The sequence below is a fragment of the Acidimicrobiales bacterium genome (genome assembly GCA_040219515.1).
Classification (GTDB): Bacteria; Actinomycetota; Acidimicrobiia; order Acidimicrobiales; family Aldehydirespiratoraceae; genus JAJRXC01.
Genome location: JAVJSI010000011.1, coordinates 62,381 through 79,895 on the forward strand (window position 1 = coordinate 62,381; position 17,515 = coordinate 79,895).

Annotated in this window: 19 protein-coding genes; 12 read left to right on the forward strand and 7 right to left on the reverse strand. The window is 69.7% G+C overall.

The genetic code is table 11. The features are described from left to right. The first annotated feature begins 48 nt into the window (after nucleotides 1-48). From purL to RIB98_10045, 10 genes are all read left to right on the forward strand, one after another. A complete protein-coding gene (gene purL / locus RIB98_10000) occupies nucleotides 49-2,904 on the forward strand; it encodes a phosphoribosylformylglycinamidine synthase subunit PurL (protein MEQ8841303.1) in 2,856 nt (951 codons plus the stop codon). Next, nucleotides 2,901-3,689 carry a phosphoribosylformylglycinamidine synthase I gene (gene purQ, locus RIB98_10005; GenBank protein ID MEQ8841304.1) on the forward strand — a complete coding sequence of 263 codons (789 nt, stop codon included), beginning with the start codon at nucleotides 2,901-2,903 and terminating at the stop codon, nucleotides 3,687-3,689. Before purL ends, purQ begins: the two co-directional genes overlap by 4 nt. Further along, the gene (locus RIB98_10010; protein ID MEQ8841305.1) at nucleotides 3,686-4,657 is read left to right on the forward strand and encodes a phosphoribosylaminoimidazolesuccinocarboxamide synthase; all 972 of its coding nucleotides are present in this window, start codon (nucleotides 3,686-3,688) and stop codon (nucleotides 4,655-4,657) included. Before purQ ends, RIB98_10010 begins: the two co-directional genes overlap by 4 nt. A 129-nt stretch (nucleotides 4,658-4,786) precedes the next feature. Continuing rightward, nucleotides 4,787-5,248, forward strand: coding sequence for a 5-(carboxyamino)imidazole ribonucleotide mutase (gene purE / locus RIB98_10015; protein ID MEQ8841306.1), 462 nt, complete (start codon nucleotides 4,787-4,789; stop codon nucleotides 5,246-5,248). A 2-nt stretch (nucleotides 5,249-5,250) separates the two neighbouring features. Further along, on the forward strand, nucleotides 5,251-6,390 hold the full coding sequence (locus RIB98_10020; protein ID MEQ8841307.1) for a 5-(carboxyamino)imidazole ribonucleotide synthase: 1,140 nt from the start codon (nucleotides 5,251-5,253) through the stop codon (nucleotides 6,388-6,390). Nucleotides 6,391-6,395: 5 nt separating this feature from the next. Beyond that, nucleotides 6,396-7,820, forward strand: a complete 1,425-nt coding sequence (gene purF, locus RIB98_10025) for an amidophosphoribosyltransferase (protein MEQ8841308.1) — start codon at nucleotides 6,396-6,398, stop codon at nucleotides 7,818-7,820. Between the two features lie 3 nt (nucleotides 7,821-7,823). Then, the gene (gene purD / locus RIB98_10030) at nucleotides 7,824-9,110 is read left to right on the forward strand and encodes a phosphoribosylamine--glycine ligase (GenBank protein ID MEQ8841309.1); all 1,287 of its coding nucleotides are present in this window, start codon (nucleotides 7,824-7,826) and stop codon (nucleotides 9,108-9,110) included. Further along, nucleotides 9,107-10,129: a phosphoribosylformylglycinamidine cyclo-ligase gene (purM, locus tag RIB98_10035; GenBank protein MEQ8841310.1), complete on the forward strand. Its 1,023-nt coding sequence runs from the start codon at nucleotides 9,107-9,109 to the stop codon at nucleotides 10,127-10,129. The genes purD and purM overlap by 4 nt, the downstream gene beginning before the upstream one ends. Continuing rightward, nucleotides 10,120-10,746: a phosphoribosylglycinamide formyltransferase gene (gene purN / locus RIB98_10040; protein ID MEQ8841311.1), complete on the forward strand. Its 627-nt coding sequence runs from the start codon at nucleotides 10,120-10,122 to the stop codon at nucleotides 10,744-10,746. Before purM ends, purN begins: the two co-directional genes overlap by 10 nt. After that, nucleotides 10,743-11,666, forward strand: a complete 924-nt coding sequence (locus tag RIB98_10045) for a 1,4-dihydroxy-2-naphthoate polyprenyltransferase (protein MEQ8841312.1) — start codon at nucleotides 10,743-10,745, stop codon at nucleotides 11,664-11,666. Before purN ends, RIB98_10045 begins: the two co-directional genes overlap by 4 nt. A 21-nt stretch (nucleotides 11,667-11,687) precedes the next feature. Here RIB98_10045 and RIB98_10050 read toward each other — a convergent pair whose 3' ends face one another. The 5 genes from RIB98_10050 to mshD form a co-directional block, all read right to left on the reverse strand. Beyond that, nucleotides 11,688-12,053, reverse strand: coding sequence for a VOC family protein (locus RIB98_10050; GenBank protein ID MEQ8841313.1), 366 nt, complete (start codon nucleotides 12,051-12,053; stop codon nucleotides 11,688-11,690). A gap of 9 nt (nucleotides 12,054-12,062) precedes the next feature. Continuing rightward, entirely contained in the window at nucleotides 12,063-12,800 is a 738-nt protein-coding gene (locus tag RIB98_10055; GenBank protein MEQ8841314.1) for a class I SAM-dependent methyltransferase, read from the reverse strand. Continuing rightward, entirely contained in the window at nucleotides 12,797-13,189 is a 393-nt protein-coding gene (locus RIB98_10060; protein ID MEQ8841315.1) for a hypothetical protein, read from the reverse strand. Before RIB98_10060 ends, RIB98_10055 begins: the two co-directional genes overlap by 4 nt. Before the next feature lie 79 nt (nucleotides 13,190-13,268). Then, the gene (gene rlmN, locus RIB98_10065) at nucleotides 13,269-14,351 is read right to left on the reverse strand and encodes a 23S rRNA (adenine(2503)-C(2))-methyltransferase RlmN (GenBank protein ID MEQ8841316.1); all 1,083 of its coding nucleotides are present in this window, start codon (nucleotides 14,349-14,351) and stop codon (nucleotides 13,269-13,271) included. Further along, nucleotides 14,348-15,055 (reverse strand): mycothiol synthase, encoded by a 708-nt coding sequence (gene mshD / locus RIB98_10070; GenBank protein MEQ8841317.1) that lies wholly within the window; start codon nucleotides 15,053-15,055, stop codon nucleotides 14,348-14,350. The genes rlmN and mshD overlap by 4 nt, the downstream gene beginning before the upstream one ends. 26 nt (nucleotides 15,056-15,081) lie before the next feature. Between mshD and nth the strand changes: the two genes are divergently transcribed. Both nth and RIB98_10080 read left to right on the forward strand, forming a co-directional pair. After that, entirely contained in the window at nucleotides 15,082-15,723 is a 642-nt protein-coding gene (gene nth / locus RIB98_10075; protein ID MEQ8841318.1) for an endonuclease III, read from the forward strand. Between the two features lie 256 nt (nucleotides 15,724-15,979). Beyond that, nucleotides 15,980-16,672: a VTT domain-containing protein gene (locus tag RIB98_10080; GenBank protein MEQ8841319.1), complete on the forward strand. Its 693-nt coding sequence runs from the start codon at nucleotides 15,980-15,982 to the stop codon at nucleotides 16,670-16,672. Here RIB98_10080 and RIB98_10085 read toward each other — a convergent pair. Then, nucleotides 16,617-17,315 carry a hypothetical protein gene (locus RIB98_10085; GenBank protein ID MEQ8841320.1) on the reverse strand — a complete coding sequence of 233 codons (699 nt, stop codon included), beginning with the start codon at nucleotides 17,313-17,315 and terminating at the stop codon, nucleotides 16,617-16,619. The two genes, RIB98_10080 and RIB98_10085, sit on opposite strands and share 56 nt — an antisense overlap. Next, nucleotides 17,302-17,493, reverse strand: a complete 192-nt coding sequence (locus RIB98_10090) for a hypothetical protein (GenBank protein ID MEQ8841321.1) — start codon at nucleotides 17,491-17,493, stop codon at nucleotides 17,302-17,304. The genes RIB98_10085 and RIB98_10090 overlap by 14 nt, the downstream gene beginning before the upstream one ends. Nucleotides 17,494-17,515: the final 22 nt, after the last annotated feature.

Here is a 17,515-nt window from a genome sequence, read left to right on the forward strand (position 1 = left end):
GCCGCGCGATGCGCGCGGGCCCCGGAACGCGCGTCTAGGTTCAGCGCAGTGACGCTACGCATCGACGTGATCGCCTCCGACGACCCCGACGGCTCGCGGGTGGTGGGCGCGGCGCCGCTTGTCGGTGTCGACGGCCTGACCGCCTGCCGGGTGGCGCGCGTCTACCACCTGGCCGGTGACATCAGCGCCGACGAGGTCGAGCAACTGTGCGCGTCGGTACTGGTCGACCCGGTCGTCGACCGCCACACCGTGGGTGCGCCATCGCACCCCGAGGGCCGGGTGGTCGAAGTCGCGCCGATGGCCGGGGTCACCGATCAGGACGCCCGCGAGCTCGAACGGGCGGCGCAGGAGCTGGGGCTGCCGGCGATCCAGGTGTCGACGGCCCGCCGCTACGACCTCGTCGGCGACCTCGACGACGCCGACGTGGCCACGCTGACCCGCCGCCTGCTGGCCAACGACACGATCGAACGGTCGATCGAAGGCGAGCTCGCCCCCGTGTTCGCCGGCGAAGCCGCGGTCGACGCCCGGGTCGAGTCCGTGGTCCTCGCCGGGCTCTCCGACGACGAGCTGCTCGCATTGAGCCGCGACCGGGTGCTGTCGCTCGACGTCGAGGAGATGCGGGCGATCCAGCAGCACTTCGCCGGCGAAGGACGGCCGCCCCACGACGCCGAACTCGAGACGCTCGCCCAGACCTGGTCCGAGCACTGTGTGCACAAGACCTTCCGGGCGCGGATCGAGCTCACCCACACCGCGGCCGACGGCACGGCCACGGTCACGAACCACGACGGGCTGTTGCCGGCGCTGCGAGAGGTCACCGAGGAGCTCGATCCGTGGTGGCTGCGTTCGGCGTTCGTCGACGACGCCGGCATCATCGCCTTCGATGACGAACTCGATCTCGCATTCAAGGTCGAGACCCACAATCACCCGTCGGCCCTCGAACCGTTCGGCGGCGCCAACACCGGCGTGGGTGGCGTGGTCCGCGACATTCTCGGTGTGTCGGCCCGCCCCATCGCCTGCACCGACGTGTTGTGTTTCGGACCCAGTGACCTGCCCGACGATCGGCTGCCGGTCGGCGTCTTGCACCCTCGGCGTATTCGAGACGGTGTCGTCGCCGGCATCGGCGACTACGGCAACAAGCTCGGTCTGCCCACCGTCAACGGCGCCGTCATTTACGACGAGGGGTATGTCGGCAACCCGCTGGTCTACTGCGGTGCGCTCGGTCTTCTGCCCCACGGATCTCATCCCACCCAGGCCCGGGTGGGAGATCGGGTCGTGTCCATCGGCGGGCGAGTGGGGCGCGACGGCGTCCACGGCGCCACGTTCTCCTCCGCGGGCATGGATGCGACCACCGTCGACACCGTGGGTTCTGCGGTGCAGATCGGCGATCCGATCACCGAGAAGGGCTGTATCGAGGTCGTCGAGCGGGCCCGTGACGCCGGGCTCTACACCGCCATCACCGACTGCGGCGCCGGTGGATTCTCGTCGGCAGTGGGGGAGATGGGTGAAGAGCTGGGCGTGCACATCGATCTCGCCGGAGTGCCGCTGAAGTATCCCGGCCTCCAGCCGTGGGAGATCTGGATCTCCGAGGCGCAGGAACGCATCGTCCTCGCCGTGCCGCCGGAGAAGCTCGACGAGCTGCGGACACTCTGCGGCGGCTGGGATGTCGAGCTGACCGACCTCGGCCACTTCAGCGGCGATCAGCGGCTCGTCGTCACCCATGGCGACACCGTGGCGGTCGACATGCCCATGGCGTTCCTCCACGACGGTCTCCCGCGTCGCGAGTTGACGGGCGCGTGGGCGGACACGCCACCCGCCGAGGTCGACGCCCCGCCGTTCGACGCCGCCACCCTGCTGGCACTGCTCCGACACCCCGATGTCGCCTCGAAGGAGGACATCGTGCGGCGCTACGACCACGAGGTACGGGGTGGCACCGTGATCCGGCCCTTCGTCGGACCCGAGGCCGACGGGCCGGCCGATGCGGCCGTGCTCAAGCCGCTGGGGACCGGCCACAACAATGTGGCTGCGGTGGTGAGCAACGGAATCTGTCCGCGTGTCGGGCTCCACGACCCCTGGGCGATGGCCCTCCTGGCGATGGACGAAGCGGTGCGCAACCTGGTCGCCGTCGGCGGTGACCCCGATCGGGTGGCGGTGCTCGACAACTTCTGTTGGGGTGACCCCACGAAGCCGGACCGGCTCGGCGGGCTCGTCCGCGCCGTGCAGGGCTGCACCGATGGGGCCCGGCGCTACCGGATGCCGTTCATCTCCGGCAAGGACAGCCTGTTCAACGAGTTCGACGGCAAGGCCATTCCGGGCACGCTCCTGATCTCGGCCGTCGGCCTCGTGCCCGATCTGCACCGGGCGATCGACAGCGCGTCGATGGAGCCCGGCGACGACCTGTGGCTGGTCGGGACAGGTACCGATGCCCTCGGTGGGTCGCTCGTCGACGCGGTGCTCGGGTTGGGCGCCACGGTCGTGCCCGAACCGCTCGACGACCCGTTGCCGCGCTACCGGGCGGTGCATGCAGCCATCGCCGGCGGGCTGATCCGCTCGGCTCACGATTGCAGCGACGGCGGAGTCGCGGTGGCCATCGCGGAGATGGCGATCGCCGCCCGTCACGGTGTCCACGTGGTGGTTCCCTCGGACGGGCTCGACCCTCTCCAGGCGTTCGCGAACGAGGCGCCCGGTCGACTCGTGTTGGCGTCCTCGTCCACCGACCGGGCCGCGGTCGAGGAATCGCTGGGCGAGCATGCTCGCCGCATCGGCGAGGTGATCGCGGACGAGCGCATCGTCCTGCAGGTCCCCGACGCGCCCGACGATGCCACGGGCCTCCCTCAGGCGAGTGCCACGATCGTCGAGGTGTCGATCACCGACGCGCTCGCGGCGTTCAAGGGAGCCGATCGATGAGCCGGCCGCCGATCCTGATCCCCCACGCCTCGGGTACGAATCGCGACGGCGAGGCCGCGCAGGCCATCGAGATGGCCGGTGGCGACGCGCGGATCGTGCACATCAACGAACTCCGCGACGGACGCGTGCGCATCGCCGATCATGCGGCGGTGCTGCTCCCCGGTGGCTTCTCCTACGGCGACGCCCTGGGCGCCGGCGGCCGTCTCGCCCTCGAACTGCGCACGTGGTTCGCCGACGAGTTGGCCGCACTGGTCGATGCCGGTCGGCCGATCCTGGGCATCTGCAACGGCTTCCAGGTGCTGGTGAAGGCCGGCCTCCTGCCGGGTCCGCTCGCGTCGCCCCGCCAGGTCACGCTCACCGAGAACGCCCGGGGTTCGTTCGAGTGTCGCTGGGTCACGCTGCGCGTCGACGTGGGCGTCGACAGCTGGCTGTCCGCCCTCGGGGGCACGGTCATCCGCTGTCCGATCGCCCATGGCGAAGGGCGGGTCGCCGTGACCGACCCGTCGGTCACCGAGTCGATCGACGACGCGGGGCTGGTGGCGTTTCGCTACATGCACACGGGGCCGGCACCGACCGTGGAGCCGCTCCGACCGGCCGGCGGGACCTACCCGGCCAATCCCAACGGGAGCGTGGCCGACATCGCCGGCCTCTGCAACGAGTCCGGGTCAGTGGTCGGACTCATGCCCCATCCCGAAGACCACGTCCTCGCCTGGCAACGCCCGTCGGGACCCGACGAGGGTTCGGGCCTGCCGCTGTTCGAGGCCTTCGTCGGCGCGGCGCGATGACCGTCGATCTCGCCCCGGCCGTCGCCGACCCGTTCGACGGTATCTCGGCGTCCGAGCTCGCCGATCTCGGCCCGCTGGTGCAGGGAAAGGTGCGCGACATCGTCGACCTCGGCGACCGGCTGGCGCTCGTGGCCACCGACCGCATCTCCGCCTTCGATCACGTGCTGGGCACGGTCCCGTACCGGGGCCAGGTCCTCAACCAGTTGGCGGCATGGTGGTTCGAACGCATCGCTGATCTCGTCCCGTCGCACGTGCTCTCGGTTCCCGACCCCAACGTCACGATCGGACGGAAGTGCCGCACCCTCCCGGTCGAGGTCGTCGTGCGGGGCCGGCTCTCGGGCTCCACGTCGACGGCGCTGTGGACGCAGTACGACGCCGGGGCCCGCGAGATCTACGGCCTTCGCTTTCCCGATGGCATGAAGAAGAACGACCCGCTGCCCGAGCCGATCATCACGCCCACCACCAAGGCCGAGCAGGGTGGCCACGACGCGCCGATCACCGAGGCCGAGATCGTGGCCCAGGGCCTGGTGCCGGCCGATCGCTGGGACGAGGTCCGCACCGTCGCACTCGCGGTCTTCGAACGGGGCCGCGAACTCGCCGCAGCCTCCGGCCTGGTGCTGGTCGACACGAAGTACGAGTTCGGGCTCGACGACGACGATCGGCTGACGATCATCGACGAGGTCCACACCCCCGACAGCTCACGTTTCTGGCGTGCCGCGACGGTCAAATCCCGCCTGGCCGCGGGATCGGAGCCCGAGAACCTCGACAAGGAGGTCGTCCGCCTTGTCTACGCCGAGCGTGGCTATCGCGGCGAGGGCGATCCGCCCCCGCTCGACGCCGAACTGGCCGCCGTCGCGGCCGGCGTCTACCAGGAGACGTTCGCGGCCCTCACCGGTGCCGAACTGGCGCCCGGCGCCTACCCGGCTGCACCGCGCGTGGTCGACGCGATCCGAAACGCAGTCGGGTGACGAACGACCGGCCGATCTCTCGACGGAACTCATCCCTCTCGGGCGCGCGATGGCGCGCGAGGATGCAGACTGGGCGGGGTATCCGGGGAGGACGACCGCGTGAGTGACGATCCGCTCGTCGGCGTGATCATGGGCAGCGACTCCGATTGGGAGACGATGCGCGGCGCCGCGGATGTGCTCCGGGACTTCGGGGTGTCGTTCGAGGCCAGGGTCGTCTCGGCCCACCGCACCCCCGACCTCATGGTCGAGTACGCGGAGTCGGCCGAGAATCGCGGGCTCGACGTGATCATCGCCGGCGCCGGCGGGGCCGCCCATCTGCCGGGCATGGTCGCCGGACACACGATCGTCCCGGTGATCGGGGTGCCCATCGAGAGCCGGGCGCTCAACGGGATCGACTCCCTGCTGTCGATCGTGCAGATGCCGGGAGGGGTACCCGTGGCCACCATGGCGATCGGGGCGGCCGGGGCCACCAATGCCGCCCTGTTGGCGGTGGCGATGCTCGCTCGTCGAGATGACACGCTCGCCGCGGCGCTCCATGCGTTTCGGGCGCAGCGCAATGCCCAGGTCCGCGCCATCGAGTTGGACCACTGAGCATGGCGACAACCCTTCTCCCCGGTTCCACCGTCGGTGTGGTGGGTGGAGGCCAACTGGGCCGCATGCTCGCCCAGACCGCGCACCAGCACGGCTATCGCGTCGTCGTGCTGACCGGCGGGGCGAAGGACACACCGGCGGGGAGCATCGCCGAGATCGAGATCGCCACCGCCTTCGACGACGAGACCGGCGTCGCCCGCTTTCTCACCGAGGCCGATGTCATCACCTGGGAGTTCGAGAACGTCGAGCCGGCGCTGGCCGACGCGGCGGCTGCGGCCGGCGTGCCCGTGCATCCGTCGGGTGCGATCATCGCCGATGCCCAGGACCGCGAGCGCGAGAAGCGGGCACTGGTGGCGGCCGGGGTGGCCGTGGCGCCCTGGCACCCGGCATCGACCCTCGACGAACTGCACCGGGCGGTCGAGCAGTTGGGCGTGCCCGTCATCGCCAAGGCGGCCCGCTTCGGCTACGACGGCAAGGGACAGATACGGATCGACGCGCCGTCCGAGGTCGATGCCGCATGGGCGGCGCTCGGCGGCGAGCGCCTCGTCGTCGAGTCGGTCGTTTCGTTCACCCGCGAACTGTCGGTGATCGTCGCCCGCGGTGTCGACGGCGAGGTGGTCGACCACGGCGTGATGGAGAACCACCACGTCCACCACATCCTCGACACCACCCGGGTCCCCGCCGAGATCTCCGCCGAGACCGCCGACGCGGCGAGCGCCATCGCTCGTCGTGTCGCCGAGGGCTGGGATCTCGTGGGCGTGCTCTGCGTGGAACTGTTCGACACCGATGGCCGGTTGCTGGTCAACGAGGTCGCGCCGCGGCCCCACAACTCGGGCCACTGCACCATCGAAGCGGCACCGGCCAGCCAGTTCGAACAACAGCTGCGAGCCATCTGTGGGCTCCCGCTGGGCGACGGCGCCTGCCGGCCCGCGGCCATGGTGCAGCTCCTCGGCGATCTCTGGCACGACGGCGAACCCGACTGGGTCGCCGCCCTCGAGGACGCCTCGATCCATCTCCATCTCTACGGCAAGGCCGACGCTCGGCCGGGCCGCAAGATGGGACATCTGACCTGTGTGGGCGACAACGCCGCCGACACACTACAAAGGGCAGTCGACGCTCGCGTCGAGCTCTCCGGACGGTGATATCCGTGTTTCCCACTGGTGATGATCTTCACGAGGAGTGTGGTGTCGTCGGCATCCATGCCCCGGGCCAGGACGCCGCGAGACTCGCGTTCTTCGCGCTCTACACCCTCCAGCACCGCGGTCAGGAGGCGGCGGGCATCGTCAGCGTCGACAACGGCGTCGCCCACGTCCACAAGGGCCAGGGGCTCGTGTCGAGCGTTTTCAACGAGGAGAATCTCTCGACGCTCCACGGAAACCTGGCCATCGGACACTGTCGCTACTCGACCACCGGTGGTTCGGGCATCCGCAACGCCCAGCCGCAGGTCATCGAGACCATCGACGGTCCGCTCGGTGTCGCGCACAACGGCAACCTGGTCAACGCCCATCTCCTTCGCCGTGAGCTGCTCGAGCGGGGTGTCGGGCTCCAGACGTCGAGCGACACCGAGGTGATGGTCCACCTGCTCACCGGGGCCGGTGGCGACTGGCTGAGCCGGATCCGGGTGCTCATGAGTCGGGCCGAGGGCGCATTCGCCCTCACGATCCTCACCCGCGACGCCATCTATGGCGTGCGCGACCCGTGGGGCTTCCGCCCGCTGGTCATCGGCAAGATCGACGGCGGCTACGTGCTGGCGTCGGAGACCTGCGCGTTCTCGGCCATCGGCGCAGAGTTCGTGCGCGAGGTCGAGCCGGGCGAGATCGTGCGCATCGACGATGCCGGGCTCCACATCGAGCAGGGGGCGGTGCCCAAGAAGAAGTCGTTCTGCACCTTCGAGCAGATCTATTTCTCCCGGCCCGACTCGGTGCACGACAGCCGTCTCGTCCACTCCACCCGCCAGCGCCTGGGCCGCGAGCTCGCTCGAGAGGCGCCGGTCGAGGCCGACCTCGTGGTGCCGGTGCCCGACTCGGGCACGCCCCACGCCGTCGGGTTCGCCCAGGAAGCGGGCATCCCCTACACCGAGGGGCTCATCAAGAACCGATATGTGGGCCGCACGTTCATCGAGCCCACGCAACAACTGCGAGATGCGGGTGTCGCGATGAAGTTCAACCCGCTGGGCGACAACCTGTTCGGCAAGCGGGTCGTGATGGTCGACGACTCGATCGTGCGCGGCACGACGTCCGGGCCGCTCGTGCAGATGATGCGCGACGCCGGCGCGGCCGAGGTCCATGTGCGGGTGGCCTGCCCGGCCATCACCGACCCTTGCTACATGGGCGTCGACATGGCATCTCGCGACGAACTCATCGCGTCGCAGAAATCGGTGGCGGAGATCTGCGAGCACATCGGCGCCGACTCGCTGGCCTACCTGTCGATCGATGCGCTGATGCGGGCCCTCGAGGCCGACGACGGCTACTGCAACGCGTGCTTCACCGGCGTCTACCCGTTCGAGTCCGAGCGTTTCGTGCAACTGCAGCTCAAGACCAAGGAGCAGTTCGCCCAGGTCTGGGGAGACTGACCGGTGGGGGAACGACTCCTCGTGGTCGGTGGTGGTGGCCGCGAACACGCGATCGCGTGGTCGCTGGCCCGCTCGTCCCGGGTCGACGAGATCCTCCTCGCGCCCGGCAATGCCGGCACCGCCGTCGAGACGAAGTGCCGCAACTTGGCGATCCCGGCCTCCGATCTCGACGCCATCGTCGCCGCCGCCGATGCGCACGAGGTGTCGATGGTCGTGGTCGGGCCCGAGGACCCGCTGGTCGCGGGACTCGCCGACCGGCTCGACGCGGCCGGCATCCGCGTCTTCGGCCCGTCGGCCGCGGCGGCACAGCTCGAAGGCTCGAAGGCGCACTGCAAGGAGTTCCTCCTTCGCCATGGCATCCCCACCGGGGCCGCCGCCACCTTCACCGACGCCGAGGCCGCGCTCGCCCATCTCGACACGCTCACCGCTGTACCGGTGGTGAAGGCGAGTGGCCTCGCGGCGGGCAAGGGCGTGATCGTGGCCGAGACGAAGGCCGAGGCTGCCGTCGCCATCAACGAGATCCTGGTGGAGCGTCGATTCGGTGACGCCGGTGGCGAGGTGCTGCTCGAGGAGCGCCTCTTCGGTCCCGAGGTGTCGATCCTGGCGTTCTGCGACGGCGCCGACTTCCACGTCATGCCCGCCGCGCAGGATCACAAGCGGCTCGGTGATGGCGACGTCGGCCCCAACACCGGGGGGATGGGTGCGTTCCACCCGTCGCCGATCGCCGATGCCGCGCTGCTCGAACGAGTGGGCAACGAGGTGATCGCGCCGACCCTCGACGCGATGATCGACGAGGGACGGCCCTACCTCGGGGTGCTCTACGCGGGAATGATGTTGACCGACGACGGCCCGAAAGTGATCGAGTACAACTGCCGCTTCGGCGATCCCGAGACCCAGGTGGTCCTGCCCCTGCTCGAATCGGATCTGCTCGACGTCTTCGATGCCTGTATCGACGGCACGCTCGCGACCATCGACATCGTCTGGCGCGACGATGCTGCGGCCACCGTGGTGATGGCCAGCGCCGGCTACCCGGTCCGCAGCGCCGACCCCGTCACCATCCACGGACTCGACGCCGCTACTGCGCTCGGGTGCACCGTCTTCCATGCCGGCACGAAGGACGTCGCCGGCGTGCCCCATACGGCCGGCGGGCGGGTGCTCGCCGTCACCGCGGTGCGCCCGTCGCTGGCCGAGGCGGCCGACGCCGCTCATCAGGGCGTCGCTGCGATCACCTTCGACGGCGCGCAACACCGCACCGACATCGCCCGAGCCACCGCCGAGGTCGCGTCATGACCAGGAAAACTCCGACCACACCGACCACCTATCGCGACGCCGGTGTCGACATCGACGCCGGCAATCGCACCGTTCGTCTCCTCGCCGATGCGGTGAAGGCCACCAACACCCCTGCGGTGCTGTCCGAAGTCGGCGCGTTCGGCGGATTGTTCGCGGCCGACGGACTCGGCCCCGGCAAGGTGCTCGTCGCCTCCACCGACGGTGTGGGGACCAAGGTCGAGCTCGCCGCTCGCCACGAACGCTGGCGGGGAGTGGGCGCCGACCTCGTCAACCACTGTGTCGACGACATCCTCGTCCAGGGGGCTCGACCGCTCTTCTTCCTCGACTACATCGCAACGGCGTCGCTGGTTCCCGAGGTCGTGGCGGAGATCGTCACGGGGATGGCCGAGGCCTGCCAGGCCGTGGGCTGTGCGCTGCTCGGCGGCGAGACGGCGGAGATGCCGGGGGTCTACATGCCCGGCGCGGTCGACATCGCCGGCACCATCGTGGGCGTCGTCGATCGCGACGCCCTCTGGCCCCGCACCGCCGACCTTTCCGAGGGCGACCTGCTGGTCGGCCTGACCAGCCGTAGCCCCCACACCAACGGCTACTCCCTCATCCGATTGCTGCTCGAGACCCACGAGCCCAGCGCCGAGATGCTCGACTGGCTGCTCACGCCACACCAGCCCTACATCACCCACGTCGACCAGATGCAGGCGGCCGGCATCGGCCCGTTGGCCTTGGCCCACATCACCGGCGGCGGGCTCTTCGAGAACGTTCCCCGGGTGCTGCCCGCCCACCTCGCGGCCGAGTTCGAGCTCGGGAGCTGGGACGTTCCGACCCACTTCCGGTCGCTCGTCGAATGGGGCGATCTGCCCGACAGCGAGGCGTTCCGCGTCTGGAACATGGGCATCGGCATGGTGGTGGTCGTCCCCGCCGACCAGCGTGACCTGGTGCACCAGGCCGGCTTGCCGATCATCGGCCGCCTGGTGGCGGCGAGCGGCGACGAGCGGGTGACGCTCACCGGCGAATGGCGATGACGGGTCGACTCGTCGTCCTCGCGTCGGGCTCCGGATCGAATCTCCAAGCGCTCATCGACGCCATCGACGGAGGGCGACTCGACGCCGAGATCGTTGCCGTCTATGTGAACCGGCGAGGCGCCTTCGCCCGCGAGCGGGCCGACGCTGCCGGCATCCCCCAGGAATTCGTGCCGATGCGGCCGTTTCTCGAGGCCGCGGTCGACGGCGGCGAGACCGAGCGGGCCGGACGTGAGGCGTACGACCGCGATCTCGCGGCCCGCATCTCGGCCCATGGTCCCGATGTCGTGGTGCTGGCCGGGTGGATGCACCTCTTCACCTCGGCATTTCTCCAGTCGGTTTCCGCGAAGGTGGTCAACCTCCATCCCGCGCTGCCGGGGGAGTTCCCCGGCGCCCGCGCGATCGACGACGCATGGGCGGCCCACCAGTCGTCGGGTCTCGAGCGCACCGGGGTGATGGTGCACCTCGTGCCCGACGAGGGTGTCGACAACGGTCCCGTCCTGGCCACTGCCGAGGTGCCGATACTCGCCGACGACACCCGCGACGATCTCGAAGCCCGCATCCACGAGGTCGAACACCGCCTGCTCACCGACGCCGTCGCTGCGCTGGTCTCGCCATGAACACGCCGTCCGCCACCGCCCCGACCGGCGCGGCGCTGTGGGTGGCCGGCGCCCGCCTGCGCACCCTTCCCGCCGCCGTCGTGCCGGTGGCCGTCGGCACCGCCGTTGCCGTGGGCCTCGGTACCGCCGCGGGTGCCGAGGCCGATACGGAGTGGTGGCGAGCGGGTCTCGCCCTGGTCGTGGCGGTCGCGCTGCAGGTGGGCGTGAACTACGCCAACGACTATTCCGATGGCGTGCGGGGCACCGACGGGGTCGAGCGGGTCGGACCGTTGCGCCTCGTCGGGTCGGGGCTCGTTGCCCCGGCGACGGTCAAGCGGGCGGCCACGCTCGCCTTCGGCGTCGCCGGCGTGGCAGGGACGATTCTGGCCTTCGTGGTCGGACCGGAACTCTTCGTCGTCGGGGCGCTGTGCCTGGTCGCCGGTTGGACCTACACCGGCGGGCCTCGGCCCTACGGGTACCTCGGCCTGGGCGAGGTGTTCGTCTTCGTCTTCTTCGGGCTCGTGGCCACGATCGGCACCACCTATGTGCTCACCGAGCGGGTGGAGGCGCTCGCCGTGTGGTGCAGCATCACCGTCGGCCTGTGGTCCACCGCGCTGATGGTGACCAACAATCTGCGCGACATCCCCGGCGACACCGTCGCCGGCAAGCAGACGCTGGCCGTCCGCCTCGGCGACGCAAGGACCCGGCAGGCCTACGTGCTGCTCCACGTGGTGGCCCTCGCAGTGGCGGTGGGCATCGCGGCCACGCTGCGCGTGGGCGCGGTCGGCGCGCTGGCCGCGGCGCCGATGGCCTGGCTCGCGATCCGTCGGGTCCGAGGCGGCGCAGGCGGGCCGGCGCTCATTCCGGTGCTCGGGGCCACGGCCCGGGCCCAGATGCTCGGCGGACTCGGGATGACCATCGGACTCGCCGTCACCGGCTGACGAGGTTGATCAGGTCACGCCTCAGAGCGCCTGGTTGAGCTCGATCTGATTGCCGGCGGGATCGTGGAAGAACGCCTGGAGGCACACGCCGTCGATGGGGGAGACGTCGCTGACTTCGACGCCCCGGCTTTGCAGCACGGCGCGGGCCTGTTCGATGTCGTCGACGGGGATGGCGAAGTGGGGACCGAAGCCCTCCATCAGCGGCAGTTCGACGAGATGGAGTTGTTGTGGGCCCATCTGGAGCCACGCGCCGCCGATGCCCAGGTCGGGGCGGTCGATCTCGGTGAAGCCGAGCACGTCGACATAGAACGCCCGGTTCGCCTCGACATCGTCGACGTTGACCGACACGTGGTGGACACCGCGGGTGAAGAGGTCGTTGGTCGTCATGCGCGGACCCTAGTTGGCGGGCCCGAGCTCGTCCCTGCGGGTGGCGGTGATGAGATGGGCGCCGACGAACACCTTGCGGGTGATGTCGGTGAACCCGGCGTCGGCGATGCGGGCCTGCATCTCCGGCCACGGGGGCATGTAGGCCAGCGACTTCGGCAGGTACTCATACGCGGTGCGCTCGGACAGCAGTCCGCCGATGCGCGGCACGACCTTGCCGAAGTAGATGCCGTGGCCCCAACGCAGGAGCCGATTTTCGGGCTCGGCCGCGTCGACCAGGGAGATCCGCCCGCCCGGCCGGATCACCCGAGCCAGTTCGTCGAAGAACCCCGGTAGTTCGACGAGGTTGCGGAGCGCGAAGCCACAGGTGGCACCATCGGCGGTGCCGGCGGCCATGGGCAGGGCGAGGATGTCGCCGTGGACGAGCGGTGCATCGGTGCGGGCTGCGGCGAGCATGCCCATCGACAGATCGATGCCGACCGGCCGCAGTCCCGCCGTGGTGGCGACCCGGCAGAAGTCGCCGGTGCCGCACGCGAGATCGAGGACGAGTGACCTCTCGGGCAGCGCCAATGCGGCGAGGGCTTTGTTGCGCCATCGCACGTCGAGACCGAAGGTCATGAGCCGGTTCACGAGGTCGTAGCGGGGCGCGATCGTGTCGAACAACGATCGCACCGCCTCCCGCTTCTCGTCGCCCTGCGGCAGGTTCTCGGGGTCGAGGGTGACGCCGTCGCGACGAATGGGGTCGTTCACCGGAAGTAGATCCGCTGGTACTCGCCGCTCATCCGGTGGAACAGCGCGGCGAGCAGGGCGACGTCGAACACGAGGCCGAAGACGTTCCACTCGATCGCGTCGCCGAGCCCGGACTGCTGCCAGATCGCCGCCCGCACGACGAATGGGGCGATGGCCGCGGCGATACCGAGCCCGTAGCCCCACTTGCGCTCGTTCGCGATGCCGAACGCGCCGCCGGCGGCGCCCACGGTCAGCAGCAGGATGACGACGAAGCGGGTGGGTCCCGACGAGATCGCCCCGACGCCGGCGCCACCGAAGATCAGCGTGCTCACGGCGCTGAAGTACAGAAGGAACTGCGCGATGTAGAGCGTCTGCGGCTGTCGGTTGTTGATCCAGACCATGTTGTTCATGCGAGGTTGTTCATGCGAGGTCGTCCATGCGGGGGGTTGTTCACGTTGTCAGTATGGGTCGGAACGGTGCGGGCGCGGCTCAGCGGCGGCGCGGCGGGTCGACGAGTTGGCGGCTGGCGGCCAGCTGTCCGCAGGCGGCGTCGATCTCGGTGCCGCGGGTGTCGCGCACCGTGGCGTTGACCCCGTAGTTGTCGAGCTGGTCACGAAACGCCCGCACCCGATCGATCGGCGTGCCGCGGGTGAGGTAGCCGGGCGTGGGGTTCAGCGGGATCAGATTGACGTGCGCCCGCAGCCGGTGGCACAACACGGCGAGCTCCTGGGCGTCGACCGGCTGGTCGTTGACCCCGTCGATCATCGCCCACTCGAACGACAGGCGGCGGTTCTTCGCGGCGAGATAGCGCTCGCAGGCATCGACGAGATGGTTGAGCGGATACCGACGATTGATCGGGACGAGCTCGTCGCGCAGGTCGTCGTTGGCGGCGTGGAGCGACACCGCGAGGTTGACCGGAAGTGCTTCCTGGGCCAGGCGCTCGATGCCGGGAACCACACCCACGGTGGAGATCGTGATGTGGCGAGCGCCGAGGCCGAGGTCGCCGTGGATGCGCTCCACGGCGGCCCACGTGCGGTCGTAGTTCGCGAACGGTTCGCCCATGCCCATGAAGACGATGTTGCTGACGCGTCGGGGCTCTGACGTGCGGCGAGCCCGCACGACCTGCTCGACGATCTCTCCCACCGAGAGGTGACGATCGAACCCGCTCTGCCCGGTGGCGCAGAACCCGCAGCCCATCGCACAGCCGGCCTGCGACGACACACAGACCGTGGTGCGGTCGTCGTAGTGCATCAGCACCGTCTCGACCTGATAGCCGTCGTGCAGCTTCCACAGCCACTTGACGGTCTCGCCGCCGTCGCTCACGGATTCCGCGATCGGGTCGAGTGCGAGGGGGAGCAGGTCGGCCAGCTTTCGGCGCAGTGCTTTGGGGACGTTGGTGAGGTCGTCGAGCTCGGTGCCGCGCTCGTGGATGCCGTCCCAGACCTGGTCGAGTCGGTAGCTCGGCTCGTCGGCCAGCAGGGCGGCGAACTCGTCGCGGTTCAGGTCGTAGCGAAGCGTGGGCGCATTGCGGCCGGCCCGGCCCGCCGCGGTCGGCGGCTCGATGGCGGTCATCGGTCGAGCCGGTAGGCGCGGTCGGTGTGGTGCCGGGTGAACCCGAGGGCGGCGTAGGTCGCGTTGGCCGGGTCGTTGTCGGACTCGACGTAGAGCATCCCGTGGCGCAGGCCCCGGTCGGCGAGCCACTCGAGACCGGCCAGCGTCATCGGCTTGCCCAGGCCCTGGCCGTGATGACCCGGGTCGACGGCGATCACGTAGATCTCGCCGAGCGGCGGGTCGTGGTCCGAATGGACCTTGGTCCAGCAGAATCCGGCCAGTTCGTCGGCGCCGTCGGAGCCGCGGGCGTGGTAGAGCCGGAATCCGTCGGGGTCGAACCAGGGTTCCTGCATGGTCGCGAGCGCGGCCTCGGCCGTGAGTCCACCCTGTTCGGGGTGCCAGTGGAACGCTCGATTGTTCACCCGGACGAAGTCGTCGAGGTCATGGCCGTTGTCGGGGTCGAACGCCCGGGTCGGCAGCCCGGAGGGGCGGGCCGGCAGGTCGCAGCGGAGCTGCCAGAGGTCGCGGTAGGCGACGAACCCGAGGTCCGTCGCCACGGCGTGGGCCCGGTCGTCGACCGGTCGGATCCAGAGCTGCACCCCATCGCCGGCCTCTCGGTCGTCGAGCGCCGCGGCCAGGCGCTCCTGGAGGCTGCCGTCGGACTCGTCGACACCGATCGTCCAGCGGAACTCTCCGGGATTTGGTCCTTCGACGGTCAGTTCCACCCGGTCAGCGTAGCTAGTGTCGCCGGATGGCCAAGCCCCGCACGCCCAAGGGTCGTGCTCGTCGCACCAACGAACGGCTCACCCTCGAGTACCCGGACGCGGTCTGCGAGCTCGACCACCGCAATCCGTTCGAGCTGCTGGCCGCGACCATTCTCTCCGCGCAGGCCACCGATGTCGGGGTCAACAAGGCCACCCCGGGGCTCTTCGCTCGTTTCCCCGACCCGTGGTCGCTGGCCGAGGTCGAACCCGAGCAGGTCGAACCCTACGTCGACACGATCGGCCTGTTCCGCCAGAAGTCGAAGAGCCTCGTGGGCATGGCCCGGATGCTGGTCGACGACTACGACGGCGAGGTCCCGTCGGCGATGAAGGATCTCGTGCGCCTCCCCGGTGTGGGCCGCAAGACGGCCAACGTCGTGCGCAGCGTGGCCCTCGGCAAACCCGGGTTGCCGGTCGACACCCACGTCATCCGATTGTCGAACCTTTTGGGCATCACCACGGAGAGCGATGCCGTCAAGATCGAGCTCGAGCTCAACCCGATGGTGCCGGCGATGGAACGAGGCGAGTTCAGCCTGCGGATGATCCTCCACGGTCGACGTGTGTGCATCGCCCGCCGACCACGGTGCGAGGACTGTGTTCTGAACGACTTCTGTCCCTCCAGCCAGGTGTAGCGGAGGTCACGCGAATTTTGGGCAGCTGATGCCACGATGGCGTGTGGCCCGGCCTATATTCGTGGACAGCTGAGCGCAGGTCGCTCACGCAAGTCGACGACATAAGGGATCCGCCGCCCTGTGTCGTCTGGTGGCCGCTCCCGTGCACGGGAGCGGCCACCGTCTTTTTCTGCGCAGGTTTTCTGCGCAGAATGGCGCTCTCGCAATAGGGCACTGTGCCGGCACATTCGGTGCCGACTCGTGGCACACTCTCGCCGTGCGTGAGCGAGCGGGGTACCGGGCGCAGGGGCGGCGATGGCGTCGCCAGGGGTTCGCTCTCACCCTCGTCGTCGCCGGCGCAGCGCTCTTCGTGTTGCTCGGAGGATGGGACTTCGTGCGCGACGGCGAACGCGTCGAGGAGTTCTTCACCGAGCGGGGTGCAGTGGGTCCGGTCGTCTTCGTGCTCGCGATGTGGGCGCTGCAACCGGCCGGGGTGCCCGGACTGGTCTTCATGGTGCCGGCGGCCGTGGTCTGGCCCCTGCCGACGGCGATGCTGTTGTCCTGGGTGGGAAACATGGGTGCGTCGTCGATCGCGTTCGCCATGGCCCGCTACCTGGCTCGCGACTGGGTGCAGCAGCGAATGCCCACTCGACTCAGGGGTTGGGATCGTCGCCTCGCCGACGGCGGTCTCGTGCAGGTCATCCTGCTGCGGGTGATCACCGGGCAGTTCACGCCGGCGGACTGGGTACTGGGGGTGAGCACCGTCGGTGCCGGGACGTTCCTGGTCGGCACCGCGATCGGCATCATCCCCGGGATCGTCCTGGCCGTGACGCTCGGCGGCGGCATCATCGATCTGCTGGGCGAACGCTGGATGCGCGTCAGCGTCCTGGCCGCGGTCGTCGTCGCCCTCGGGATCAGGCGGGCGCGGCGAGCGCGTCGTGCTCGCGGTCTCGCACCGCCGATCGCGTGATGTCGATCGTCGTGAACACGAAGTAGGTGGCCCAACCCACGATGCCGAACAGCTTCGGTGCGTCCTCGTAGAACACGTGGAAGCTCGTGGTCTGTCGCCCGTAGTCCAACAGCACCGACATGGCGAGGGCGGCGAGGCTGATGATCAGGATCGGCCAGCGGGTGCGACGGATCTCGTGCCAGTTCGCGACGAACCACAGTGCGGCGCCGGCGAGAATCGCGCCGATCGACACCTGTTTGGCCAGGCCGAGACGCGGACCGAGCACCGAATGGAAGCCCGTCACCTCGTCGGTGAGGAGCGCGATCGTCAATAGGGCTCCGGAGGCGAGAAACCACACGGAGTTGCGCCGCCCGGTCAGCCACGCCACCCAGGCGCCCCCCGCCGCCGCAGTGGCGGCGACCGCCCAGCCCAGGATGCCGAGCTCGTGGAGCAGGCCGGTGTACCACGGTTGGTCGCCCACGGTCGCCGGGTCCAGGAACAGCAGGTCCGTCGGTACCTCGTCCTGGGCCGCCGAGGCGTAGAGCAGCGCCGACGTCGCCACCCACACGACCAGCAGGGGCCCGAGCGCCAGGAACTGATGGCCGCCCGACCAGGAGCGGCGCCGCTCGGTGACGGTCGGGTGGTCCGAGTCAGTCGAGTTCACGGGCCGTGGAGCGAAGCCGGCGTTCGGCGGTGATGAGAGCCCGCTCGATCTCGTGGAGCCGACCGACGAGCGGATCGTCGGGGTCGACACCTCGACGCTCGGCCAGCTTCCCGATTCGGGCCGCGACATCGGCGACGACGGTGGTGAGCGAGGACAGCTCGGCGGCATCGGAGTTCATGGCGGCAGTCTGGCGCGGAATC